Annotated in this window: 26 protein-coding genes and 1 pseudogene; 5 read left to right on the top strand and 22 right to left on the bottom strand. The window is 68.2% G+C overall.

Going from position 1 to position 21,888, the window contains the following annotated elements; translation table 11 throughout:
- Positions 1-25 precede the first annotated feature (25 nt).
- The 19 genes from PSH25_RS01460 to PSH25_RS01550 all read right to left on the bottom strand — a co-directional run bounded on the left by PSH25_RS01460 (position 26) and on the right by PSH25_RS01550 (position 14,192).
- Entirely contained in the window at positions 26-1,267 is a 1,242-nt protein-coding gene (locus tag PSH25_RS01460; RefSeq protein ID WP_238657215.1) for a tyrosine-type recombinase/integrase, read from the bottom strand.
- A 1-nt stretch (position 1,268) separates the two neighbouring features.
- Positions 1,269-1,463, bottom strand: coding sequence for a helix-turn-helix domain-containing protein (locus tag PSH25_RS01465; protein WP_238657216.1), 195 nt, complete (start codon positions 1,461-1,463; stop codon positions 1,269-1,271).
- Positions 1,460-1,663 carry a hypothetical protein gene (locus PSH25_RS01470; protein ID WP_238657217.1) on the bottom strand — a complete coding sequence of 68 codons (204 nt, stop codon included), beginning with the start codon at positions 1,661-1,663 and terminating at the stop codon, positions 1,460-1,462. The genes PSH25_RS01465 and PSH25_RS01470 overlap by 4 nt, the downstream gene beginning before the upstream one ends.
- 90 nt (positions 1,664-1,753) lie before the next feature.
- A complete protein-coding gene (locus PSH25_RS01475) occupies positions 1,754-3,343 on the bottom strand; it encodes a replication initiator (RefSeq protein WP_238657218.1) in 1,590 nt (529 codons plus the stop codon).
- Positions 3,340-4,203, bottom strand: a complete 864-nt coding sequence (locus PSH25_RS01480; protein WP_238657219.1) for a hypothetical protein — start codon at positions 4,201-4,203, stop codon at positions 3,340-3,342. The genes PSH25_RS01475 and PSH25_RS01480 overlap by 4 nt, the downstream gene beginning before the upstream one ends.
- The gene (locus tag PSH25_RS01485; RefSeq protein ID WP_238657220.1) at positions 4,200-4,409 is read right to left on the bottom strand and encodes a hypothetical protein; all 210 of its coding nucleotides are present in this window, start codon (positions 4,407-4,409) and stop codon (positions 4,200-4,202) included. Before PSH25_RS01485 ends, PSH25_RS01480 begins: the two co-directional genes overlap by 4 nt.
- A gap of 16 nt (positions 4,410-4,425) precedes the next feature.
- Positions 4,426-4,848, bottom strand: a complete 423-nt coding sequence (locus tag PSH25_RS01490) for a DUF3307 domain-containing protein (protein WP_238657221.1) — start codon at positions 4,846-4,848, stop codon at positions 4,426-4,428.
- A complete protein-coding gene (locus tag PSH25_RS01495) occupies positions 4,845-5,192 on the bottom strand; it encodes an RRQRL motif-containing zinc-binding protein (RefSeq protein ID WP_238657239.1) in 348 nt (115 codons plus the stop codon). The genes PSH25_RS01490 and PSH25_RS01495 overlap by 4 nt, the downstream gene beginning before the upstream one ends.
- 776 nt (positions 5,193-5,968) lie before the next feature.
- Positions 5,969-6,391 (bottom strand): DUF6197 family protein, encoded by a 423-nt coding sequence (locus PSH25_RS01500; protein WP_238657222.1) that lies wholly within the window; start codon positions 6,389-6,391, stop codon positions 5,969-5,971.
- A complete protein-coding gene (locus PSH25_RS01505) occupies positions 6,388-6,924 on the bottom strand; it encodes a DUF6197 family protein (protein ID WP_238657223.1) in 537 nt (178 codons plus the stop codon). Before PSH25_RS01505 ends, PSH25_RS01500 begins: the two co-directional genes overlap by 4 nt.
- An 84-nt stretch (positions 6,925-7,008) precedes the next feature.
- On the bottom strand, positions 7,009-7,194 hold the full coding sequence (locus PSH25_RS01510; protein WP_238657224.1) for a hypothetical protein: 186 nt from the start codon (positions 7,192-7,194) through the stop codon (positions 7,009-7,011).
- Entirely contained in the window at positions 7,191-8,069 is an 879-nt protein-coding gene (locus PSH25_RS01515; RefSeq protein ID WP_238657225.1) for an FtsK/SpoIIIE domain-containing protein, read from the bottom strand. The genes PSH25_RS01510 and PSH25_RS01515 overlap by 4 nt, the downstream gene beginning before the upstream one ends.
- A gap of 168 nt (positions 8,070-8,237) precedes the next feature.
- Positions 8,238-8,408, bottom strand: coding sequence for a hypothetical protein (locus PSH25_RS01520; RefSeq protein ID WP_238657226.1), 171 nt, complete (start codon positions 8,406-8,408; stop codon positions 8,238-8,240).
- Positions 8,409-8,422: 14 nt separating this feature from the next.
- Positions 8,423-9,355, bottom strand: a complete 933-nt coding sequence (locus PSH25_RS01525; RefSeq protein WP_238657227.1) for a hypothetical protein — start codon at positions 9,353-9,355, stop codon at positions 8,423-8,425.
- Positions 9,356-9,477: 122 nt separating this feature from the next.
- A complete protein-coding gene (locus PSH25_RS01530) occupies positions 9,478-9,810 on the bottom strand; it encodes a hypothetical protein (RefSeq protein ID WP_130406273.1) in 333 nt (110 codons plus the stop codon).
- Between the two features lie 186 nt (positions 9,811-9,996).
- Positions 9,997-11,193, bottom strand: a complete 1,197-nt coding sequence (locus tag PSH25_RS01535; protein WP_238657228.1) for a helix-turn-helix domain-containing protein — start codon at positions 11,191-11,193, stop codon at positions 9,997-9,999.
- Positions 11,186-11,503, bottom strand: a complete 318-nt coding sequence (locus tag PSH25_RS01540) for a putative quinol monooxygenase (RefSeq protein WP_238657229.1) — start codon at positions 11,501-11,503, stop codon at positions 11,186-11,188. The genes PSH25_RS01535 and PSH25_RS01540 overlap by 8 nt, the downstream gene beginning before the upstream one ends.
- Before the next feature lie 610 nt (positions 11,504-12,113).
- Positions 12,114-12,701 (bottom strand): Ea47 family protein, encoded by a 588-nt coding sequence (locus PSH25_RS01545; protein WP_238657230.1) that lies wholly within the window; start codon positions 12,699-12,701, stop codon positions 12,114-12,116.
- 921 nt (positions 12,702-13,622) lie between these two features.
- Complete coding sequence (locus PSH25_RS01550; protein WP_238657231.1) at positions 13,623-14,192, bottom strand: DinB family protein; 570 nt, start codon at positions 14,190-14,192, stop codon at positions 13,623-13,625.
- Positions 14,193-14,303: 111 nt separating this feature from the next.
- Here PSH25_RS01550 and PSH25_RS01555 point away from each other — a divergent pair, with 111 nt between their 5' ends.
- Complete coding sequence (locus PSH25_RS01555; RefSeq protein ID WP_238657232.1) at positions 14,304-14,801, top strand: NUDIX hydrolase; 498 nt, start codon at positions 14,304-14,306, stop codon at positions 14,799-14,801.
- Between the two features lie 34 nt (positions 14,802-14,835).
- The gene (locus PSH25_RS01560) at positions 14,836-15,774 is read left to right on the top strand and encodes a fructosamine kinase family protein (RefSeq protein WP_238657233.1); all 939 of its coding nucleotides are present in this window, start codon (positions 14,836-14,838) and stop codon (positions 15,772-15,774) included.
- A gap of 214 nt (positions 15,775-15,988) precedes the next feature.
- Here PSH25_RS01560 and PSH25_RS01565 read toward each other — a convergent pair whose 3' ends face one another.
- The gene (locus PSH25_RS01565) at positions 15,989-16,225 is read right to left on the bottom strand and encodes a hypothetical protein (protein ID WP_238657234.1); all 237 of its coding nucleotides are present in this window, start codon (positions 16,223-16,225) and stop codon (positions 15,989-15,991) included.
- Positions 16,226-16,447: 222 nt separating this feature from the next.
- Here PSH25_RS01565 and PSH25_RS01570 point away from each other — a divergent pair, with 222 nt between their 5' ends.
- Complete coding sequence (locus tag PSH25_RS01570; RefSeq protein ID WP_238657235.1) at positions 16,448-17,221, top strand: 2OG-Fe(II)-dependent halogenase WelO5 family protein; 774 nt, start codon at positions 16,448-16,450, stop codon at positions 17,219-17,221.
- A gap of 16 nt (positions 17,222-17,237) precedes the next feature.
- Positions 17,238-18,179, top strand: coding sequence for a threonine/serine dehydratase (locus PSH25_RS01575; protein ID WP_238657236.1), 942 nt, complete (start codon positions 17,238-17,240; stop codon positions 18,177-18,179).
- Between the two features lie 58 nt (positions 18,180-18,237).
- Here the strand turns inward: PSH25_RS01575 and PSH25_RS33850 are convergent, their stop codons facing one another.
- Positions 18,238-20,388 (bottom strand): tetratricopeptide repeat protein, encoded by a 2,151-nt coding sequence (locus PSH25_RS33850; RefSeq protein WP_238657237.1) that lies wholly within the window; start codon positions 20,386-20,388, stop codon positions 18,238-18,240.
- 282 nt (positions 20,389-20,670) lie between these two features.
- On the opposite strand from PSH25_RS33850, the gene PSH25_RS01585 reads away from it, so the two are divergent.
- Complete coding sequence (locus tag PSH25_RS01585) at positions 20,671-21,159, top strand: hypothetical protein (RefSeq protein WP_238657238.1); 489 nt, start codon at positions 20,671-20,673, stop codon at positions 21,157-21,159.
- A 63-nt stretch (positions 21,160-21,222) separates the two neighbouring features.
- On the opposite strand, the pseudogene PSH25_RS01590 reads toward PSH25_RS01585, so the two are convergent.
- A pseudogene (locus PSH25_RS01590) lies at positions 21,223-21,888 on the bottom strand (peptidase); the annotation flags it as partial.

The following is a 21,888-nucleotide window of genomic DNA, read 5'->3' on the forward strand; positions in this document are numbered from 1 at the left end:
TGCTGGCAGGGCCGATTAGCCATGATCATGCCGTGTCCAGGCCGTCAAGGGCTTGCGGAGCATCGCTGCCGGCCTGGTCCTCACTGAGTGCCTTGTCGATGGCCCGGCGGGTGCGATCCTCGCTGGCCGGCAGTAGGTGGGTGTAGGTCCGGAGGGTGAAGCCCGGGTCCGCGTGGCCCAGGTAGGCCGACAGAGCCTTGATGCTCTCCCCAGCATCCAGGAGGACCGAGGCGTAGGTGTGGCGCAGGACGTGCATCCCGTTGTGTCGGTCGTCGGGAATCCCGGTCGCACGGATCGCGGGCTTCCAGACACCTGAGTTGAACATCGAGCGGGACAGCGCCAGACCGGCGGGTGTCGTCAGGTACAGCTCGACGGTTCGCGGCTCGCCGGTCAGCGTCTCCCACGGCAGGGTCACCGGGACCGGCGGGCAATCTTGCGCATGTTGCTTGAGCCTGGCGGCCACCGAGTCGGGCAACGGGACCTCGCGGGACTTGCCACCCTTCGGCGGGGCGAAGATCAGCGAACCCCGAACCAACTTGATCTGCCGAGTGATTTGCAGGACCGGACGGGTCGGGTCGAGGTCCCCGGGGCTGACCGCGAATATCTCCCCTTGCCGTAGACCGCATCCCGCGCCCAGGTCCACCGCGATCCGGTACCGGGGACGCACGTTCTTTCGAAACGCAGTCAACCGGGTGACCGGCCATGGCACCACCTTGGTCGGAGCGGGTTTCGGCCTGCGAATGCTCTTGACCGCGAACGGGTTGCTGACGATCTTCTTGTCGTCCACCGCCGCGTTGAGAATCATCGACACGTCGGTGAAGAGGACCCGGCGGTAACCGACCGACAGCCCTTTCTCTTGGATCTTCCGTGCCCACTCCCGGATCGTCGTCGGCTGGATGGACGCGATCGGCTTGTGCCCGATGACTGGGTACACGTGCAGGCGGAGTTCGTATTCGATGCGGTCGCGGGTGAGCACGTCGGTGGTCGCGGCAGCGAGCCATTCGTCGGCGTACTGCTTGAAGGTCGTTCGGCCGGCGTCGGGGTCGACGTAGGTGCCCTTGAGGATGTCGGCCTGGACGTTGGCGAGGAAAGCCTGCGCGTCGCGCTTCTTCTTGTCGGGGAATGACTGCGATTTCTCTTTGCCGTCAGGGGCGAGGTACCGAACGCGGTAGCGCATTCCCTGCCCGCACTCTGGCTTTGGTTCCTGCCGGGACTTCCCATCCGGTCCGACAACCGTCTTATACCAGCGGTCAACGATGTGAGCCATGTCAGGCCACCTTGGACTGGTCGGTGAACCAGGCGCGCACCGACGCCGGGTCGTAGCGCAGATGGCGGCCAACCCGGGCGGCGGGTGGGCCGTACTTGCGTTTGCGCCACTGATAGAGCGTCTGCACTGGCACCCGCAGGTAAGCGGAGACATCTTCGATCTCCCAGAGCGGTTCGGGTGTAGGCGGTGCGGTCATCGTGGCTCCTTCCGGGTGATGGTGATGTAGGTGCGGCTTTCGCCGCTGTAGCCGGCGGGTCGGGTGCTGGTGCGGCAGGTGACCCGCTCGCGGCCGTAGTGGGCGGTGAGTTGGGCCGCGATGGTGGCTGCGTGGGCGGTGACGGTGGCGGTCGGGCCGATGAGTCGGACAGCGACCAGGGGGCGGGGACGTGTGGGCACGGCGTGCTCCTTCCGGTGTCGAGTGGGTGGGGTGTTGCTTGCGCTGTGGAGTTGTCAAGGAACGGCTTCACGGGCGTTGACACGTACGTGTCAAGCGGCCAGGGGTTGGACCGCGCGAGCGGCGGCGAGTTCGTCGGCCAGGGCGTCGATGCCGGCCAGGTGTTGTGCGCGGGCCATGGCGGCGGTGTTGGCGAGCAGGGCGTCTCCGGTGGTGATCCAGCCGGTTGCCTGATAGCCGAGTTCGTAGATGACCCGCTCGGTTTGCTCGTCGTCCCAGGTGTGCGGGTGGCCCTCGGTGCGCCGCCAGATGGTGCGCTGGAGGCGCAGGAAGCCGAGGGTGACGGAGAAGGCGCGGCTCTTGGTGGCAATGTGTCCGCCGTACCCGAACTGGTGCGCCCAGCGCCGCAGTCGGGCGTAGTCGGGGTGCTCCCCGAGGTCCCAGCAGGCGCGGATGAGCCGCCCGAGGTGGGTGCCCGGGTCGCCGTGGATTTCGACGGAGAGGTCGTCGACGCGGCGCAGGCTCAGGCCGGTTACCTCGGTGCTTTTGGTGACGTACTTGGCGATGTACCCGGTGATCTGGGCGAGGCTGACGTCAGTGCCGGGGGCGTTGACATGCTTGAGGTCCAGCCCTTTGCCACCCCACGCGATGTGCCAGCCCTGCCCGCCGTTGGCCGGATGCGGCACGGAGGTGTAGGCCGTCTTGACGAATGCGGCCCGGACGGCTTGCTCGAACATGTCCCGGGTGATGGCGGCCGGCGGGGGGACGATCGCCTCAGGGCAGTCGGGGTTGTAGCCGTCGAGGCGGATCAGGGCGTGGTAGTGGATGACGCCGCGTACCTGGAATTCGTAGACCTTGATGTAGCGGCGACGCAGGTCGACGCCGTGGGTGCGGCCGAGGCGGCGTAGCTCCCGGTCGGCTTGTTGGATGGTGCGGCGCCACAATTCGGGTGCTTCGTGGTTCCACACGACCTGGCCGGCATGGTCGTAGCAGTCCAGGCACAACGGCTGCCCGAGGTGGGTGTCTGCGGCCTTGTGGCGTTGCCCGCAGCGCAGCTCGGCCCCGTGGGGGCAGGTCCGGCCGAAGGGGTGGCACGCCGAGGGCCGGCAGGTGCAGCCGTCCTTCTTGCGGCAGTCCGCCGCGTGGACCTTCACGACCCGGTGGTGCACCGGTCCGAACGATGGGGCGGTGGCGGTCAGGAAGATGGCGATGTGCTCGTTGAGCGGGGGTAGTCCCCACCGGTCGCCCTGGAGCCCGGCTTTGATCAGGTGGTAGGTGTCGCGGCGGTACAACTCGGCGCAGGACGGGCAGACGTTGGCGCGGCGGTTGCCGCAGGGCGTGTAGATCGCCCCGTCGGGCATGTCCTCGGTGTCGACGGTCGCCATCCGGTTGCCGTCGGCGTCGTTGACGTGGATCTGCCCGGCCAGCCGGATCGGGTGCTTGCACGCCGAGGCCGCGCGGACGTGGCCGAGCCATTCCGGGTAGTCCGGGTCCTGGGCGCGAGCGCGACCGGAGACGACGGTGCGGGGGTCGTGCCCGCGTACCCACCCGTCAGCGGTCAGGTTGCCGGTGGTGCGGGTGGGTGTGGCCCAGGGCCAGTAGTCGTTTCCTGCTACAGCGGAGGCTCCCGTGCCCGAAACCGTGGTGGTTTCGGGCGCGAGAGGCAGCGTCGAGGAGGTCACGCAGTGGCTCCAACAGCGGTGCCGTTGTGGTGCTTGTCGTTGATGGTCGGTTGGGTGGTGAGGGCCGTCAGGATGTCGGCGGCCGTTTGGGTGGGGACGCGCAGTCGCACAGCGAGTTGGCCCGGCGTGATGGGTTCACCGTGAGCCTTCTCGTGGGCCGTGGCGACGATGCGGGCGTTGGACAGCATTGCCGGGGCGGGCTTGACCGCTGGATTGGCGAGTGCAGCCGGCGCGGTCGCCGGGGCCGGGATGTCCTCGGTCGGAGTGGTCTGCGGTGCTGCGATCGCGGGGGTGTTCTTCTTCGCCGGAATCGCGGGCTCGTCGGTTGTGATCTCTTCGATGGGTGCGGTGGCCGGGGTGGTCGCGGCTGCCGGGCTGACCTTCGCGTCGGCGGTGATGTCGGGTGACGACGCCGGGGCGGAGGTGGCCGGCACGGGTGCCGAGACATGGTTGGTGGGCCGGGTTGCGGTGAAGACGAGCTTGGACAGGGCGAAGAAGGCCAGCGCGGGCAGCGCGGAGACCATCCAGCCGAAGACGGTCGGCTTGGCGACGGCCAACTGTGCGGTCAGGGACAGTCCGACGGCGGCGATGAGCAGGAACATCGGATAGCCGATCGGGCCGCTGGTCTTGCGGCGGCGGATGATGACGATCATTGCGGCGATCGGGATGAGTTCGGTGATGACCGCGTTGGCCCAGCCGAACCAGTCGGCGGTTCCGGTCGGGCTGTTGCTGATGGTCCAGTCGTGGACGTGGTTGAACGAGGCGGCACCAGCCATGGCACCGACGAGCAGCACGATGAGGACCAGGACGCCGTCCTGGAGACGTGCGATGAACGGGGACTTGGGCGTAGGCGTCGTCATGACGCCGCCTTGCTGGCGGGGGCTGGGTCAGCGAAGAGGGAGAAGCTGAGGACGACTGCCTCGATGTAGCCGTTGCTACGCAGGTCGTTCGTGATTTTGATGATGTCGGCCATGGAGCGGATGTGCCGCTTGCAGGGCCATTCGACGGACATGAAGCCGATGCCCTGAGGGGCCGTGTAGGTGAACGAGATCATGTAGCGGTGCATGACGGTGTCCTTCCGGTCAGAGGCAGGCAATGAGGAGGGCGGAGACCCAGAGGCAGGCGTAGTGAAGGGATTGGTCGGCGAGGTACATGCCGCAGACCGGGGTCTGTCGGTCAGCGAAGGCGGCGGAGCCGGTGGCGTGCAGGATCAGGCGGACCGTCCAGCGGCGGTCCAGGAGCGCGTGGGTGATGGCCGAGAAGGCCAGGCCGGCGGTGAGTCCGAGGGCGGACACCGGCAGGTCGAGCAGGGCGACGGTGACGGCGAGCATGGCCGCGATCGTGAGGTGGTAGGTGCTCACGTGGATCAGGAGGTGACGCCAGCCGGTCCAGCCGGGCTCGGCTTTGTGGGACGCGTCGGCGTCGGTTTGCACGATGTGGTCGGCGAGTTGGTGCGCCGGGATCAGGACGGCGGTGATGACCGCGAAGACGAGTGCGGGGTTCATCGGGTTACCTCCGGGGTGCAGTCGAGGCAGGAGCCGGTACGGCGGGGGATGTAGTAGGGCTTGACCTGCTGGCATTCGGGGCAGGTACGCCGCGCGGTGAGCGCCTTGTCGATGGCCGCCAGTTGGGCGGGGGTGGCGGTGCGCTTGGGCATCGCCAGGTCGAGGCGGAACAGGTAGGCGACGCGCTTTCCGCGACGCCACATGATTTGCGCGGCGGGGTCTTGGCCGCCGGGGCGCAGGTTGCGGGTACGCAGTTGTCGACGGGTCAGCAGCCCGTCGGGGGCGAATTTGAAGGGGTAGGTCGGCAGGCCGTAGCGCTCGCCGGTCGGGTCGTAGAACACCATCGGGTCCTCCGAGTCGTCGTCGGCCTGGTCCTGGTCGTGGTCGTCGCCGGCAGGAGCGCTGCCGGTGGCGAAGGTGGGGTGTTCGTAGGTGTCGCGGTCGATGTCCTCGGGCAGGAACGCCGCCGAGCACAGGGCGCAGACGATCGGGCCTTCCTCGAAGGCGGCCTTGGAGATGCGCAGCTTGCGGGGGCACTCGCACTCGCACGAGACGCCGTTGTTGTTGTTCGTGCGGGTCTTGCCTTCCCCGGTCGGTTCCGGGTGGCGGTAGAACCGCAGCGCCTCAGTCAGGCCGGCGATGGTGGCCTTGTAGCGGGCGCGGGTGAGGTCGGTCAGGGTGCAGGGCGAGTAGCCGAGCTTGTCGTCCTTGGTGGTGGACAGGCCGAGTTCGGCGGCGAGGGTGGCGAACTTCTTGTTGTGCCAGCGGCCCTGTCGGGAGGTGTCTTGGATGCCTCGTACGTCGGCGAGGGCGTGGGTTGCTTCGTGCAGGAGCGTGGTGAACACGGCTTCCGGTTCGCGGGAGAGTCCTTCACCGGAGATGAGGATTTCGGGGAGCTGGGTGTCGCCGGCTTGCCAGCGCAGGGCGGCGAAGTGGCCCCACTTCATGCCCTGGTTCGCTTTGGTGGGAGAGCCGGAGCCGACCACGAGAACAGCGGCCGGAACTTCGGAGTGCTGGGCGCGGATGGCCGACCAGGCGGCTTCCAGCGCGCCGACGAGTGCGGCGGTGGAGACGGAGTCTTGACACGTACGTGTCAGGTCGGGGGTGTGGGCGGCGGTGCTCATGCGGCCCTCCGGATGGTGTGTCGGCGGTAGGCGATAGCGGCGGCGCACAGCGCCTCGATGACGTCGGCCGGTTTGCGGCCGGGCAGGGTTTCCCAGTCGAAGACCGGGGCGTGAAGGCCGGCGTGACCGACGGCGATGAGGTAGGTGTTGAGCCACTCGACGGCGGCGCTGTAGGTGCGCTGGTCGGCGTCGGTGATGCCGGTCAGGTACCAGCGGGGGCGGCCGAACACGGCGGCCCGGATCGCGCCGAGGATCGACGCCGGGTAGGTGCCGGTGCGGTGACAGGCGCACTTAGCGGGGCAGGCGTCGTGGGCGTCGTAGAGGCCGGTGGGGGTCCAGCCGTAGCGGCCCAGGTAGAGGGCGGCGCGGTCGAGGACGGCGTGAACGTTGCCGGTCGGCAGAGCGGAGACGGTGCTCATCGGGCGGCCCGCCAGATGAGGAACCCGGCGCGGGTCGGCAGCCGCTCCTGGCTGTACTCGTGTTCGGCGTAGGTTTCGAGCTGGTCCTCGGTGGCGTGGGTCCAGTCGTAGTCATCGGCGCAGGCGCGCAGGATGTCCAGGACATCGAGCAGGGTTTGGGAGGCGTCGTCGTTCCAGTCCGCGACGATCACGGTGTAGGAGTCCGACACCGGGCTGTCGAAGTGGGGCTCGGTCGAGTGCCCGCCCTGGCGGAGGAAGTCGGCCAGGCAGGTGGCGGTGGTGTCCCAGAGGTTGACGGCGGCACTGTCACCGAAGTACCGGTCCTCGATCGCGGCGGAACGGCCGTGGACGGCCATGGCGATGGCACCGAGGGTGCAGGCCGGCGGGAACGCCGTGTTCTCGGCCAGCTCGTAGGGGTCGCCCTGGGTCCAGCCTCGGAGTTCGAGGTAGCGGGCGGCGCAGCGCAGGGTGTCGGCCGGGGTCAGGTCGGCCAGCGCGCCAGGGATGGTGGGCTGCTTTTGGGTAGGGTTCATGGCGGCCACGTCCTTTCGTGGGCGGTGGTTGGGTCGGCAGACCGGGCAGCTTTTCCAGGGCCTTGGCCGGTCTGTCGGCCGCTTCTATCGGTGGTGCAGGTGGAGCCGGAGAGTCACCCGTTGCCTGCCGTCGCTGACAAGAGCGGGTGCGGAGCGGAAGACCAGGGCGCCCGCGTGTTGGGCGATGGCGGTCAGGGCGGCGATGTCCTCGCCGGTCCCGACGAGCACGAGGTCCAGGACGCGGGTTGGGGTAGCGGTCGTGGTGCTCATGCCGCTGCTGGCAGGTCGGCGGGGGCGGCGAGGCCGCTGCGGCGGCGGGTCCAGGTGGCGTAGTCGGCGACGCGGATGATGTCGGCGTCGGTCATGTAGGCGGCCTTCACGCGGTTGGGGATGCCGCCTTCGGCGATGAGGTAGCCCTCGCCCTGGTTGTTCGGGTCGATGCTGTTGGAGGAGAAGCCGCGGGCGTACCAGCCGTGCCCGAGCACGATGTCCGAGGAAACGTCGTTGGTGCACCGGCCAGCGAACCGCCACGCGAACAGGTCCCGCAGCGACGGCGGGATGATGTCCGACGACGGGCGCTGAGTCGCGGCGGCGACGATGATGCCGACAGCGCGGCCCCGGGCGACGATGTCGCGCAGCAGCGCGGCGAACAGGTCCTGGTCCTTCTTGTCCCCGGCGGTGGCGGAGAAGTAGGCGATCTCGTCGCAGGCCACGAGGATCTGACCGAACAGGTCGTTCGGGCCGATCTTCCGGCGACGGTGCGACAGCAGGAACGCATACCGGTTGTCCATCACCACCTGGACGCGGCGCAGGGTGCGGATGGCGTGTTCGATGTCGGGGCCGACGAACACGTCGGCGGCGTCCTTCCACAACCCGAGTTCGACCTGCTTGCCGTCGAGCAGGCACAGCCTGACGTCCGGGCACAGGGCCGCGTGCCCGACGATGGTGTTCAACAGGCTGGACTTGCCCGCGCCGGGCTCGCCACCGATGAGGATGTTGCGGTAGATCATCGGCAGGTAGGCCGGGTGGCCGAACTCGTCGATGCCGAGAAAGACCGGGTCGAAGATGGACAGGCCCGCGCCGACCGGCACCGTCTGCGGCGCGTCTGGCTGCGGGGGCAGTTCGATGGTGTCCGTGAGGTCCATGGCAGGGCTCCCGGGGTCGGTTGACACCTACGTGTCAAAGCGGGTGGGGGAGGGAAGGGCGCGGGTGGTGTGGCCCGTGAGGGGCCGTTCCCCGCGCCGTCCCTAGATGTCGTCCGTTCGGGGGCTTATGGCGTCACCCGGGTGCGGGTGGCCCGATCGGCAGGTTGGTCAGCGTCGGTGAGTGATGCAGACGGTGTTGCCGCAGTCTCCGCAGGTCGCGGTGAGTCGGCGGCCGTCGTCGGTGATGTCGCGCCAGTTCTGCTCGTTGCCGCAGGCAGGGCACCAGAGGCGGGAGTTTCCGGAGGTGACGCCGCCGGAGCGGCCGATAACCAGACCCATGACGGTCGGTCCTTTCACGCGTAGTCGGAGGGATCGAACCCGTTCGGGCTCGCAGTGGTGGTGGGGTTGCGCGGCTTGCGCTGGCGGGGCGCATCAGCCGATGCGGTGGCCGGCTGATCGGGCACGTCGGGCAGGTCCAGGCCGACAGGCGGCATGCCCGGTGAAGTGGGAGCGTTGGCCGGGATGTCCGTGGGGACGTAGTCCGGCAGCGGCGACACAACGGTGTGCGCCAAGGGTTCGCGACGGGTGATGTCCAGCCGGATGAACGCGGCGTACTTACGGCCCGCTCGCATGACGCGGACCTCGTTGGCCCAGCACGCCACAGCGAGCTTCTGCACCTGCCCGTCCTGCTCCAGATCCCGCAGAGACAGCCCCGGGCGCAGCCACACCCAGACCCGTTCACCGGCCGGGGTCGGCTTGGCGAGCAGGATCAGCGGGAGTGAGCCGTGCCGGTTGGTGGCGATGAACGCCGCGAAGCACAACCGCAGCCGGTGCCGCACGATCAGGCACCAGGCCCAGGCCATGACCCGACGGCGCACAGGTGCGATCGCGGCGGGGACGCCGACGACCAGGGCGACGATGAGCAGCGAGCCCCACAGCGGGGTCGACTGCATCAGCGTGGTCCAGCCATAGACGCAGGCCAGGCCGAGCAGGATCTCTGGCAGCCAGTGCCAGAAGACGCGCAGGACCGGCCACGCCACGATCAGCGCGAACAGCACCGCGCCGAGGACAGCGCCGAGGACGACGCCGAGCAGCCCACCCAGGATCGGGTGCATGTACTCAGAGGCCACCGTGGCGGCCAGGAGGCCGACCACACCGAGGGTGACCCAGAACGCGATGGTGGCCCGACGACGGTACGAGCGGGCAACCGGCGCTTCGATGACAGTGACGTTGTTGCCCCCACGGTTCGACCAGCCGAACGGGGACCTCTGGCTAGACTTGGACACGACAAGTCCTCCCTACCTAGGGACCTTGTTGGACAGGACGCGGGGTCGCAGACGACGCCAATCAACGGCGACCCCGTGTCCACCTCTTCACCTCTTGTGGAGCCGAACAGGAACACCGGCCGCTAGACGGCTGCGGTCTCCATCGCGGTCAGCGCCGACGCCCGAAACGCGACACCCGAGCGGACCTTCCCGTCCCGGTCGTTGACCCAGGGCAGCGCCTCCAGGTCCATCGGCACCACCGGCTGACGAACAGCCACCGCCGGCATCACCGGGCTGACCACCGTCACGTTGATGACCTCCGCGCTTCCCTCCGACAAGGCGTAGAGCTGCACCGCCCACATCGGCTGCTTCGTCTCCCGGTCGAACTTCTGCTGACCCGTCTGGTCCAGCTTCGGAACCGGGTTCACCGCGACCTCGTACGACACCCGCGAGGTGTCCAGCAGCAGACGTCCCATGACTGACTCCCTTCAACTAGGGCTCGCTCACCTTGAGCGATCGCCCGTGTTCGATGGGATCAGCGTAGCCCGTACAAAAGTACGTGTCTAGTATTTCAGTATGGGTCATCGATTAGAATCTTGGTACGAAGAAGGGCGCCCCGCTGTGGGACGCCCTTCGGTCCAGCTCGGAACGTGTGACGGTAGCTAGGCCACTCCTACGCGGCGAGCCAAGGCTGCCAGTCGGTCGGAGGGGGTGGGTTCCATCCGTACAAGGTCGGAAACCATCGTTTCGACCACCGGGTGTCCCTTAACCTGCTCCGGGGTCAGTGCCTCGGCTTGCTCAAGTGCATCGACCGCCTCAGAGACCCTGCGACGCTGAGTCCAGGCGCGTGCCACGTACATGAGGAGCCGAGCCTGCCGCTCCGACGACAGGCCGGACGAGTCGATCCGCTCCGCCGTCCGGAGCGCAGAACCGGCGTCGCCGAGTTCGACTGCCACCGCGACCTCGTGTAGCTGGACATTCGTGGGGCCAAACTCGGTCTCGTAATCGTTGCGGTCGACCCCCAGGAGCTGAGCTGCCTCTCGCGCTACTCCAAGATACTCGTGAGCCCTCTGGTCATCTCCCATTCGCGCAGAGGCCACAGCCAGTTGCAGATTCAGCGCGCCGAACAGCGACACAGCCGCCGGCTTGTCCGCCGATACCTCGGACTCAAGCGCTGCCGCAGACGACGATGCAGCGCTTATGACCTGCTCAAATTGCCGCCCGCCCTGAAACACCAGCGCAAGGCGGAACGTTCCAGCGGCGACCAACAGCGGGTCTCCGACCTGCTCCGCAACGAGCAACGCCCGATCGATTGCGACCCAGGCCGCCTCATGCTGACCAAGCTTCGACAGTGCAGCTGAAAGGGCGTGATATACCGACGCTAGCTCGGTGAGGTACGTCTTCCGCACCTCGCCTTTGGCGGATCGTGTTGCTCTCTCCAGATCCGGCAGTAGGCCCCGCAGCAACTCGGCCAGGTCCTCGTAACGGGCGGCATGCGCGTATGTCCAGCACAGATCGGCTCGCTCGGCTGTCTGCGGCAAGGGAAGCTCTCGGTCCTTGCCTAGGATCGCGGCCATGAGGTAGCTGGTACTTAGCACCGAGCGTAGGGCGGCAGCCGCCGAGGGAACCTCAGCGCTCTCCGGATCCGCAGTGCCCGGGGCCAGTTCAGCCATCGGGATCCCGAGGGCACCCGCAATCCGCTCCAAGATGGAAACCCGGTCAATCGAACGCACCCCGCGCTCGACCTGGGAAAGCCAAGCCTCAGACCGGCCGATAATCTCGGCAAACTCACGCTGAGAGAGTCCACGCTTTTGCCGCCGGGTAGCTATAAGTCGACCTTGCTCGTTGCTGTCAGGCATTCAGTGAACCGAGACCCTTGCTAGGTCCGACCGTTAGAAACTCAACCCGCGCGTCCTGCGTGTACGGTTCGCGCTCCTTGTGGAAGCGGATCACGTGAGGTTGCACTTCGTGCGCCTCGAATGCTTCTCGGTCTGCGTAGCACTCGTAGAAGACTCGGGCAAGAGGTTCCCCCTCGACGGAGTGCGTCGCGTAAATCAGCGTTCCTGGTTCGCGGGCACGGATTTCAGTCCCTGTCTCTGCGACAAGCGCGTCAAACGCCTTCGCGCTCTCTTCGTCTTTCAGATTGAAGCGCACTACCAATGCGAACATGCAGCCACCTTTCCTGCTCAACCGAGAGTTACGGCTTGCGTACGCAACTCTAGCCGTACTCTTGTTCGGCCACCCGTATTCTATTACGGATCTGTCCGGCGGGGTAGCCGGTGGTCAGTTGAGCGCTCTGAGGCGAGTAGCACCTGTGTGAGAACTTTCTGTACGGGATCAAGGCGGCCCGCTTCGCAGGCCGCTCGCGCCGCCGACCAGGGGCCGACCCAACGGGGTCGCCGATCGGGGACCCCGCGCCCTTAGCGCAAGCGCACGGGCGCACCCCGAACGGTTGCAGCCCCGCCGGCGGCGCGACATACGAAGAAGCCCCGGGCCGCCATGGTGAGTGGCAGTCCGGGGCTTCGATGTTGAGGACGGCGACCAGGGCGTGCCTCCGGCGGGGTCCTCCGGCGCTCTGGGATGGTTGACGCCATCCCGACACCCTTCGTCCGGGCGAGCCGAGCAGGTGGTGCCTGCCTGGCCAAGGTCGTTCAGACGGTGGGGTGCTCCACCTTGGCCAGGCAGGCACCACCCACTCCACAATGTGCGGACGAAGGCCGACGGGATGGCTGGGGCGCGAGCGGGAGCAAAAGTCGGGTGTGTCGTAGTGATGTCCCGACTAAGCGCCAAAGCGGCGCTCTGCGTCCACCAATACCCCTTCAATGCGCGTCAGGTAGTAACCGAGCAAATCTTCAATCGGCAGATCATTCGGTGCTCCATCAAGATAAATGCTGACCTGTGCCATCTCTGGCGGTAGCTGAACATAAATTCTGGTTTCCGACCCGTCCGCCAAGCGCACTACGTGACCGGATCGGCCGAGTTCGTCGCCGATGAAAGTGCTTACAGTCCCTGGCGGCTGAGCAGCGTAGAAGGCTGGACCTACATGGAGAAAATCAACTGTACGGGAAGGTTGACCTAAGCTTCCTTGCTTCTCTATCTTGTTGCGAAGCTCAACGAACCACTTGCAGATCGGGTCATCTTTGAGGGTCGCTTGGCTCTCCGCGTACCAGCTCGCGGCATCAGGCAACTTGTTCAAAAGGCCCTGCAGTACAAATGTTACCGACCGGGCATTGGTGATTGCAGTATGCAGTCCAGCAAGTCGCCTCTGACCACCAGCAAGAAAGTCTTCTTGGCCCAGGCGGGCGAACTCCATTGTCTGGCGGGCTGCCGCCAGGATCTCCGTAACTGTTCGATCACTCTTGGGCACGGAGGGAGCTTACCTATTTTCGAGCACATCGACAGACACGGGGGAGTGAAGCCACGCTGGCTGCTTGGCCGGCAGCAGCGCCCGGGGACCAGGCCGCCAGGTGGCACAGACTCCGGCACCAAGATCATGCCGTTGCCAGGCCGTCGAAGGTGAACCGGTAGCGACAGAGGTTGACCAACGTTGACTGTCTGCGTCCCAGGTCGGAAGGCGTGAAGCCCGCTTTGATCGCCTCTGCCAGCCACCGAGATCAATACCGCTGGAAATAAGAGCCCCGGCTTCCCGACCTCCCGCGCTGCCCCTGACCTGCGGAAGCCCTACCGTCGGTCTCCGGCGTCTCGTTCGCACGATGCGTACAGAGAGAGAACCGCTAGACGGCCGGATGCCACGAGAGCTCGCTCGTCGGTGGACAGCTTCCAGTTGTCAAACGGTTCGCGGTCACGCTGGTACCGGTACACCACCACCCGGCAGTTACCGCTCGCCTTGCTGGCTCCCTCACCCTCAAGGAGTCGGTCCCAGACTGCGATGGATCCATCCGCGGGTTGAAGGGTGAGCGCAGGGCCTGAAAAGACCCGTGCTGGGTCCGTGTGGCTGGGGCCGATGTAGATGTACTCCAGGTTGCAGTTGCAGTTGCCCTGACCGCCCTCACCCACTTGCCGGTACGCGGGATCTATCTGCACCTGACTCAGATACCGGCGCGCATGCTTTGGGTCGTCCGGCAGCAGACAAGTGCGCCAAGGCAGCGCAGGAGCACTACCATCGAAGAGCCGGCTAGGACGCAACCACCCCCGACGCGCGGTTGGATCGCCTTCGCCAGCCGGTGCCTCGGTGAGGTCCAGAATGGCCCGCTCCCGGAACCGGTGCCCGAAGTGTCCCAGGGCTAGCGCCCGACCGCCGGTGGCCCGGTGACGAGCCGGACTGTGCCTAAACTGTTCCCGCACGCGATTGACCTGCGTACTGCCAGCGGTAGAGGTCGCGCAGCAGGGAGATCTCGGCGCCGTGATGGATCAGCTCCCTGTTGACGTGCAGGACGATGCCCTCCATGGGAAACCGCTCGGGACCCGCCGTGGGCGGATTCTCCAGGTCGGCGTCCGAGAGCTCGCGGACCCCCGCGTTCCATCTCCCGTACATCTCATCGAGCTGGTTCAGCGCCTCGTCAGCGGTCCCCGCGTAGGCGAACGTCTGGGAGTCGACGTCCTGGCCGCCGAAGTGCCATCCGACCCGATAGCCCAGGCAGGAGACGATGATGTGCGCCAGCCGCCAGGCGATCGTGGTCACCGGCGCCGGCATCGGGTCAGGGGACGCGGAGTCCATCGTCCATTTCCCCGAACCTGCCGACATCGGTGCGGCCGACGTGCCACGTGGGCGGATGCTCCAGCAGCCGCGCACCGGCTCCCAGAAGTACTCCTCGTCGACAAGGCCGTGCAGCCGCGGCCGCAGGTTCTTGTGCCAGTGCCGCTCCAGTTGGTCCGCGATTCGCTCGCTCCTTGTCATTTCCGCACGTTACCTACAGCGGAGGACCGCATTGATCGGCGGGAGCGGTTAGCGTGCGGAGGTGCACCACGGTCCCGTCGGCCCGCACGGTCTGACCCGTAGGGTGTCCTGATGTCGACGGTCAACCTGCGGCGTTCGGCGCGTGCGGTCGTCGTCGATGAGGACGACCGGGTTCTGCTGCTCCGACTCGCCATTCCCGATCCGGCTGGCACGATCGCCGTCTGGATCACTCCCGGGGGTGGCGTCGAAGACGGCGAGACACCACTGGCCGCCCTGCGGCGAGAGCTGCGCGAAGAGGTCGGTCTTGCTCTCGATGCCGACCCGCCTCAGGTCTGGCGCCAGGAGATAGTCGCCGCCGGGTTCGCACCCGGCCACGATGGCGTCCTGAACGACTACTTTCTCGTTCGGACCGCGTCGTTCACGCCGCGCGGTGCGATGAGCGATGAGGAACTCGCCGCCGAGCACGTCATCGGCTGGCGTTGGTGGTCGCTGTCGGAGATCAGTGAACACCGCGGTCCGGAACTGTTCTCGCCACGGGATCTCGCGACGCCGTTGGCCGCATTGATCGCCGACGGAGTACCAACCCAACCCGTCGCGCTTGGGCTGTGAACGTCTGAGGGGCGACCGCCCTAGGATCTCGGTGGTGCTGACGACTCACCCGCTCGCGCAGGCACCAGTTGTTCGTGAGATCGAGCGGACGGCGTCGGTTCATCTCGGCCGAGCGTGGGTGGCGTCCGGTTTCACCGACCTGAACGACCGCGCGTCCCATCAGTGCGGGCTCCTGCACGGCGACGCGTTCTCGGTCTTCGCGAAGCTTGACGCCTCGGCTGAGGGACACGTGCAGTTCGGAGCCGAACTGCACGGCCTCAACCTGCTCCGCCAGCGAGCCGCCGTCGTGACGCCCGCGCCCGTCGCGGCAGGGGTGATCGACTCGAGCGCTGGTTCCCTGCTGCTGTTGGAGGCGGTCCCCGAGATCCCCGCCGAGGCGCGCTCGGTGAACCAGTGGCGGTCCATCGGACATGCCCTGGCCAGCCTGCACCAGGTCCACGAGGAGCGGTTCGGTCTCGAGCAGTTCGACGGCTTCTTCGGCCCGCTGCGTCAGGACAACCGCCCGGTGGCGTCGAACCGGTGGGTCGACTTCTACGCTGAGCGTCGCCTGCTGCCACGGCTGAAGTCGGCGGTCGACAGCGGTCACCTTCCCCTGGAACTGGCCGCCGGCGTCGAACGGCTCGTCACCCGACTGCCCGCCCTCGGCGGGCCGGAAACCCGGCCTACGCTGCTGCACGGCGACGCTCAGCAGAACAACTTCCTGACCACCGCCACCCAGGCGATCCTGCTCGACGCGGCCCCGTACTTCGGGCACCCCGAGATCGACCTTGCCCTGATCGACTACTTCGCGCCGGTCCCCAGGGTGGTCTTCGACGCCTACGCCGAGGTCACGCCGATCGACCCGGGGTTCCGGCATCGGCGGGAGCTCTGGCGCCTCTTCGGCTATCTCGCGGTGATCACCGTCGACGGCGCGTCGGCCTTCGGACGCCCGTTCCTCGACCGCATCGCGCAGGCCGTCGCCACCTACCGGTAGCCAAACCCAGCGACGGCACGACCCTGGTGACTGATGGATCTAGGTGGACCGCGCCGAAATAGCGGCGGCGCCGTGATCAGTTGATGGTGAGTAGCTTCCAGGGCCTGTTTTCAACTACTCGTCATCAAGTGATCAAGGAGGCGTGGGTCGACCTTGTCGGTGCGGGGCGGCGCAAGGGTCATCGCCGGAGTATCCGCTGTTGCGCGGGGAAGCGTCAGCCCGCGAGGGCGTCGGCGCGGGCTGGGCGTCGGGACCAGCACTGGGGGCGCTGCCGGACGGCGAGCTCCAGAGCCTGATGGTCGGACTCGATCATTTCCCGGGCTATTCGACGCGCCATTTCCAGGCGGTCGGCGTGCAAGTCAAGATCCGTCGGGCCGGCGCCTGCCATCTCGAACTCCTTGTCAGCGTTCGAACTAGTCGCATCATGCGTCACGCCGAGAATCGTCACCATTCCCCGATCGGTGGAAAGCTTCCGCCGTACGGTTCGGTGTCGCGTACCCCGGTTGCGCCGATGGTAGCGGTGGCCGTGCCATCTCGCCCGGAACTGTGGATACCTCGCCTTGCCTGCGGTTTGTACATTGCACGGTGCGCGGGTCGGGGGGGCGCGACAAGTCCGGTGAGGGATCTTCGTTACGGGAGGACCGCCGTGCAGCATTCGAGCAGGACCGATCCCTTGTTCGTCGCCGTCGAATCACAGTCGATCACCCGTGCGGATGTCGCCGGGCTCATCGCGGGTCGGTTGGCCGCCGTCCGGGTGCCGGGGTTGCTCTCCGCGGCCCGGTGTCAGGCGATCACGGCCGCCCTCGCCGACGCGCCGATGGACCGCTACGACGAGAGCCGGGTCTTTCCCGTCGTCGCCAAGTTCGGCCCGGCCATCAACGACCACCGGTCCGGCGGTGCACTCCGCGAGGACTACTGGGACGCGGCCCGCGCGGCCGAGAAGAGTTGGTCGACGCTGGGGCTGGCGGACTCGCCCCGGGACCTCTGCCTGGCCGCGTTCCGAGGCGCCTGGCCGGACGTCGCGCCCGGGCGACGGCACGGCCGGGAGATGCACGTCGGCATCGTCCGTGAGATCAACGCGGGGCTCCAGGTGCACTTCGACGACGCGGTCCGGGAGTACGCGGGTCGGCTGCTCGACAGCGAGGTGGTGGCGCAGTTGGCGTTCAACATCTACATCCGGGTGCCACCGGCCGGTGGTGAGACCGTGCTGTGGCGGCGGCGCTGGCAGCCGGACGACGAGCCGCTGCGGGTTCCCGGCGGGTACGGCTTCCAGGAGGCGGTGGCCGCCCACTCGCAGTCGTTGACGCTGCGCCCCACGCTCGGGGAGGGTTTTCTGTTTGATCCGCGGCAGTACCACACGGTGCGTCCCGCGTCGGATGGCCGACGTATCTCCATAGGATGTTTCGTCGGGCTCACCGACGATGGTCGACTGGCCCTCTGGTCGTAGTGAAGGGCGTTTCCCCATGGTGGACAGAAGCGACGTCGAGGCGGCCGCGGCCCTTGTCGAGGGGCGGGTCCGGGAAACCCCGGTCATCGCCGTCGACGGCGCCGATCTGGGTGTGCCCGGGCAGCTCAGCCTCAAGCTGGAGCTGCACCAGCACACCGGCTCGTTCAAGCCGCGTGGCGCGTTCAACCGGATGCTCCAGGGGGCGTTGCCCTCGGCCGGGGTGATCGCCGCGTCGGGTGGCAACCACGGCCTCGCCGTCGCGTACGCGGCCCGGTCGCTGGGCGTGCCGGCGGAGGTCTTCGTGCCGGTCACCGCCTCGCCGGTGAAGGTGCAGCGGCTGGCCGGGTTGGGCGCTCAGGTGCGCCAGGTGGGCCAGCACTACGCCGAGGCGTTGGCGGCGAGCACCCAGCGGGCCGGTGAGACCGGCGCGCTGGTCGTGCACGCGTACGACCAACCGGAGGTGGTGGCTGGTCAGGGCACCGTTGGCCGGGAGTTGGAACGGCAGGTGGACGGGATCGACACCGTGCTGGTGGCGGTCGGTGGCGGCGGGCTGGTGTCCGGTATCGCCAGTTGGTTCGGTGGGTCGGTACGCGTCGTCGCGGTCGAGCCCGAGCAGATCCCCACCCTGCACTCGGCCCTCAAGGCGGGTCGGCCGGTCGACATCGAGGTGGGTGGCATCGCCACCGATTCGCTGGGTGCCCGGCGGATCGGCGAGATCGCCTTCGACACCGCCCGCCGGACCGAGGTGATGTCCGTGCTGGTCCGCGACGAGGACCTGGTGCGGGCGCGCCGCTTGCTCTGGTCGGAGCTGCGGGTCGCGGCCGAGTTGGGTGGTGCCGCCGCGCTGGCCGCGCTGGTCGGCGGCGCGTACGTGCCGCAGCCGGGGGAGCGGGTGGCCGTGATCATCTGTGGCGGCAACACCGACCCGAGTGACCTGGGCCCGGTCGCGCCGCACTGAGCAGCCGCACCGGCTGCGCCGCACTGAGCAGCCGCACCGGCTGCGCCGCACTGAGCGTTCAGTCGCCGTCGCGCAGCCGGCGCAACGCGTGCTCCACCTGGAGGGTGTCCAGGTGGGTGTCGCCGAGGAGCCGCCGACGGTCGGCCAGCAACTGCTCGTACACCTCGATCGCCGCGTCGACCTGCTCCTCCAGCAGTAGGACCAGGCCCAGGGTGAACCGGATGGCGAGCACCTCGCTGCGGTCGGCGTGCCGGGGTTCCACGGTGGCCAGGGTGGCCCGCAGCTCGGCCTCCGCCTCGGCGTGCCGGCCCTGCGCCTGCATGCAGCGGGCCAGCGTGTGCCGCGCCTGCCAGGTCTCCGGTTGGTTGAGCGGCCACAACCGGTAGCGGACCTCCAGGATGGCGTGCAGCATCTCCTCGGCCTCGGGCGCCCGTTGCTGGGCGAGCACCGCCAGCGCCAGGCTGTGCCGCACGATCATGGTGTCCCAGTGTTCCGGGCCGCGTACCTGGTCCTCGGCGGCGACGATCTGCCGCAGTTCCAACTCGGCCTCCGGCCACTGGCGCTGCGCCATGATCGCCTTGGTGAGCTTGTGCCGGCTGGCGAGGGTGTCGGCGTCGTCGCTGCCGAGCACCCGGGTGCGGTCCGCGATCACCTCGCGGAGCACCCGGTCGGCCATCTCCGGCTGGTTGCGCTCCAACCAGGTGCGGCCCAGCTCGTGGCGCAGCGCCAACACCTGCGGTCGGTCCAGGTCGTGGTCGTACGCGGCACAACCGCGCACGATCGGGTCGAGGATGTCGAAGGCCGAGCCCGGTAGGCCGACCGCGATGAGGTAGCGGGCGGTGAGTCGGGTCAGCTCCAGCGCGCGGCGTACCGTCTCGGGGTCGTGCTTGTGTTTCTGCGGCACGAGGTATTCCCGTACGGCCTCGACCAGGTGCGGCACCAGCACGTCCCAGTTGGTCCAGGCCGCCGAGTCGTCCGGGCTCTGCCCCTCGGTGGCGGCGAGCAGCAGCTTCATGACCAGCCCGTGGTAGTCGGCGATCTGCTCACGGACCTCGTCGCGGTCGCGGAACATCGCGTGCACCAGTGGGTGCAGCGAGAGCACGTGCGCGAACGCCGGGTCGGTGACCTCCTCCTGGACGTCGAAGTCGACAAGGGCCAGGTTGCCGATGCCCTCCAGCACCTTCACCCGCTGCCGGCTGGTGAGCCCCTTGAAGAGTGGCGACTCGGCCAGGATGGCCGGCTTGAGCACCACCTCGTAGGGCACCGGGGAGGTGCTCAGGCAGGCCAGCACGTTGAGCAGTGGTCGGCTCTGTTGGAGCTGGCGGCGGGCCAGCAGGTCCAGTGAGATGTCGTCGACCTCGCGGACGATCTCCAGGCCGAGGGACTCGTCGAGGTCGACGTCGGCGGCGTCGCGCGGCGAGCGGAACCGACGCTGCACCGCCGTCCGGTAGTCGGCGAAGGTGGTGATGGTGGACGAGCCGCGCCAGACCGGGCTGGCGTTGACCGACCGCAGGTAGTTGCCGGCGGCGCGCAAAGCGAGGGGCAGCCCGCCCAGCTCCCGGGCGAGTTCCCGGGCGTCGGCGAGGCCGCCGGCCTGGGCGCCGGCCCGGTCGATCAGCACCTGCGCGCCGGCGTCGGCGTCGAGCGGGCGCACCTGGTGCAGCATCGACCAGGTGCCCCAGGTAGCCCGGTTGCCATCCCTGCTGGTCACGATGACCATGCCGTCGTCGGCCTCCGGGCTGCGTAGCCAGCCGGTGCCGTCGGCGAGCACTCCGTCGGTGGGGCCGAGGCTGGCGGGCTCGTCCGCGCTGTCGAAGATCAACAGCCAGGGCTGCGCGGCCTGGTTGAGGTAGCGCCAGACCAGGTCGGTGGCGCTGATCATCCCGGTCCAGGCCTGGTCGACCTGGGTCTCCGACGCGCCGAGTTGGCTGACCACCTCCCGCATCCCGGAGTTGAGCCGCCCCGCCTGCACCCACCAGACCGTCCGGCCGTCAGCCCGGGCCCGGCGGGCGATCTCCAGCGCGACGTGGCTCTTGCCGGAGCCGCCCATGCCACAGAGGATGTGCACCGAGGGTCGGCCCTCGGCACTTTCCGCCGGCTGCACGATCTTGTCGATCAGGTCGTCGCGCCCGTGCAGGGGGCTGTCGAGTCGCCCGAGCGGTGGATCGACGGAGACCCGACTCGGCCGGTCGTAGGCAGGCCGAGGCACGCCGGCATCCTCGGGTGGAACGTCCGCAGTCAATGCGGTCCCCCTTCGGTGGCGAATTTCGCAATGGGCCGGCGACGAAAGATCCTGTCCATCTGGTGGACAGTCGGAGGGATTGCCACCCGCACCATGTCGACCGCAAGCGTATCCACCCCCGTACTGGGTTGCACACTCTCCGTTTAGGCCGCCCGCGCGACCGGAATCGGTGCCGGAATTCCCAATTCGCGGCTGATTCCGGCCGATCCGGTGTGCGTGGCACTCGACAGGTACATCCACGATGGACTTATGAACTGGTCGCCAATCCAGGACGTCGTCGACTGGGGAACCGTGCCGGACTGGTTCGGCGCGGTCGGCTCCATCGCCAGCGTGCTCTTCGTCTATCTCGGATTGCGGCGGGAAATTCGCGCCCGTCGCAACGACGATCTGCGAATCCGGGCCACCCAGGCCCGGTTGGTCTCGGCGGTGGCCGAGATCCGCGGCACCTCGGTGCTGCGGGTCGCCGTGGCCAACGAGAGTGACGCCCCGGTGCTGGACGTGGTGGTGCTGGCTCGGCTCGTCCCGCCCGACGATCCGGACGCCCCGCCGGTCGGGCTGGCCGCGGCGAAACAGGTCCGTCGGATACCCGGCCACGACGTGCACGACCTCTTCGTCACCGTCGCGGCGGAGCACCGGCTACGCCCGGCCGACACCGTTCTGGTGGACCTCACCTTCACCGATCACGACGGCAATCGCTGGCACCGGGTCGGTGCCGGCCAACCCGAACCGGTGGGCTGACCGGAAGCACCGAAACGGTGGTCCGGCGGGAAGGACGCTCCGCCGGACCACCGTTTCGGTCGGTCAGATGGGATAGGTGCGGGCGACCGCCAGCATCTCCGAGCTGTGCGACCCGACGACGCCGACGGCCGGCGGCCGGGGGCGGAAGCCGGGCAGCGCGTCCAACCCGTCGCTGGCGTCCATCACCCGCAGCGCCACCTGACCGGCGATCGGCCGCAGCGTCAACGTGACCTCGACACCCTCCGTCGGCGGGGCGTGGAGCACCAGCCCGAAGCCCCACCTGCCCGCGCGGGGCTCCACCGGCACCGACCGCCCCGCCACCTCGGCGCGCAACACGGTGGCGGTCGACGTGTCGACGTGCAGGGTGGCGAGCCGGGCCGCCCGCTGCGAGGTGAGCCGCAGCCGCAGCGTCCGTTCGCCACCGGAGGTGGCGTCGGCCACCACCTCCAGCTTCGGCGCCGGCAGGTTCGCCGACTGCGCCGGGCCGGCCCGTAGCTCACCGTCGCCGAGCCCGGGGAAGTCGTCGCCGACGTCGGTCACCCCGTCCACGTAGCCGTCCGTCCACGACTGGGGGTCGGTCTCGTGGCTGAGCCAGCGGGCCTGGCCGGTGTCGGCGTCCATGGCGTACATCAGGTGGGTGGGCGCGGGGTGGGCGGCGTCGAAGCGGTCCACACCCAGCCCGACCCCGGCGAGCACCACCGCCGCCACGGCGGCGGCGCCGGCCGGCAG

Origin of the sequence: Micromonospora foliorum, from assembly GCF_022229015.1 — a bacterium.
GTDB lineage: Bacteria > Actinomycetota > Actinomycetes > Mycobacteriales > Micromonosporaceae > Micromonospora > Micromonospora foliorum.

Bases quoted from the DNA above. Each gene is read 5' to 3' on its own strand.
- PSH25_RS01565 (WP_238657234.1), bottom strand. From the start codon at position 16,225: ATGGTGACGATTCTCGGCGTGACGCATGATGCGACTAGTTCGAACGCT.
- PSH25_RS01460 (WP_238657215.1), bottom strand. From the start codon at position 1,267: ATGGCTCACATCGTTGACCGCTGGTATAAGACGGTTGTCGGACCGGAT.
- PSH25_RS01550 (WP_238657231.1), bottom strand. From the start codon at position 14,192: ATGACAAGGAGCGAGCGAATCGCGGACCAACTGGAGCGGCACTGGCAC.
- PSH25_RS01535 (WP_238657228.1), bottom strand. From the start codon at position 11,193: ATGCCTGACAGCAACGAGCAAGGTCGACTTATAGCTACCCGGCGGCAA.
- PSH25_RS01495 (WP_238657239.1), bottom strand. From the start codon at position 5,192: ATGGTGTTCTACGACCCGACCGGCGAGCGCTACGGCCTGCCGACCTAC.
- PSH25_RS01465 (WP_238657216.1), bottom strand. From the start codon at position 1,463: ATGACCGCACCGCCTACACCCGAACCGCTCTGGGAGATCGAAGATGTC.
- PSH25_RS01490 (WP_238657221.1), bottom strand. From the start codon at position 4,848: ATGAACCCCGCACTCGTCTTCGCGGTCATCACCGCCGTCCTGATCCCG.
- PSH25_RS01505 (WP_238657223.1), bottom strand. From the start codon at position 6,924: ATGAACCCTACCCAAAAGCAGCCCACCATCCCTGGCGCGCTGGCCGAC.
- PSH25_RS01520 (WP_238657226.1), bottom strand. From the start codon at position 8,408: ATGGGTCTGGTTATCGGCCGCTCCGGCGGCGTCACCTCCGGAAACTCC.
- PSH25_RS01555 (WP_238657232.1), top strand. From the start codon at position 14,304: ATGTCGACGGTCAACCTGCGGCGTTCGGCGCGTGCGGTCGTCGTCGAT.
- PSH25_RS01515 (WP_238657225.1), bottom strand. From the start codon at position 8,069: ATGGACCTCACGGACACCATCGAACTGCCCCCGCAGCCAGACGCGCCG.
- PSH25_RS01485 (WP_238657220.1), bottom strand. From the start codon at position 4,409: ATGCACCGCTACATGATCTCGTTCACCTACACGGCCCCTCAGGGCATC.
- PSH25_RS01510 (WP_238657224.1), bottom strand. From the start codon at position 7,194: ATGAGCACCACGACCGCTACCCCAACCCGCGTCCTGGACCTCGTGCTC.
- PSH25_RS01540 (WP_238657229.1), bottom strand. From the start codon at position 11,503: ATGTTCGCATTGGTAGTGCGCTTCAATCTGAAAGACGAAGAGAGCGCG.
- PSH25_RS01585 (WP_238657238.1), top strand. From the start codon at position 20,671: ATGAACTGGTCGCCAATCCAGGACGTCGTCGACTGGGGAACCGTGCCG.
- PSH25_RS01480 (WP_238657219.1), bottom strand. From the start codon at position 4,203: ATGACGACGCCTACGCCCAAGTCCCCGTTCATCGCACGTCTCCAGGAC.
- PSH25_RS01575 (WP_238657236.1), top strand. From the start codon at position 17,238: ATGGTGGACAGAAGCGACGTCGAGGCGGCCGCGGCCCTTGTCGAGGGG.
- PSH25_RS01530 (WP_130406273.1), bottom strand. From the start codon at position 9,810: ATGGGACGTCTGCTGCTGGACACCTCGCGGGTGTCGTACGAGGTCGCG.
- PSH25_RS01500 (WP_238657222.1), bottom strand. From the start codon at position 6,391: ATGAGCACCGTCTCCGCTCTGCCGACCGGCAACGTTCACGCCGTCCTC.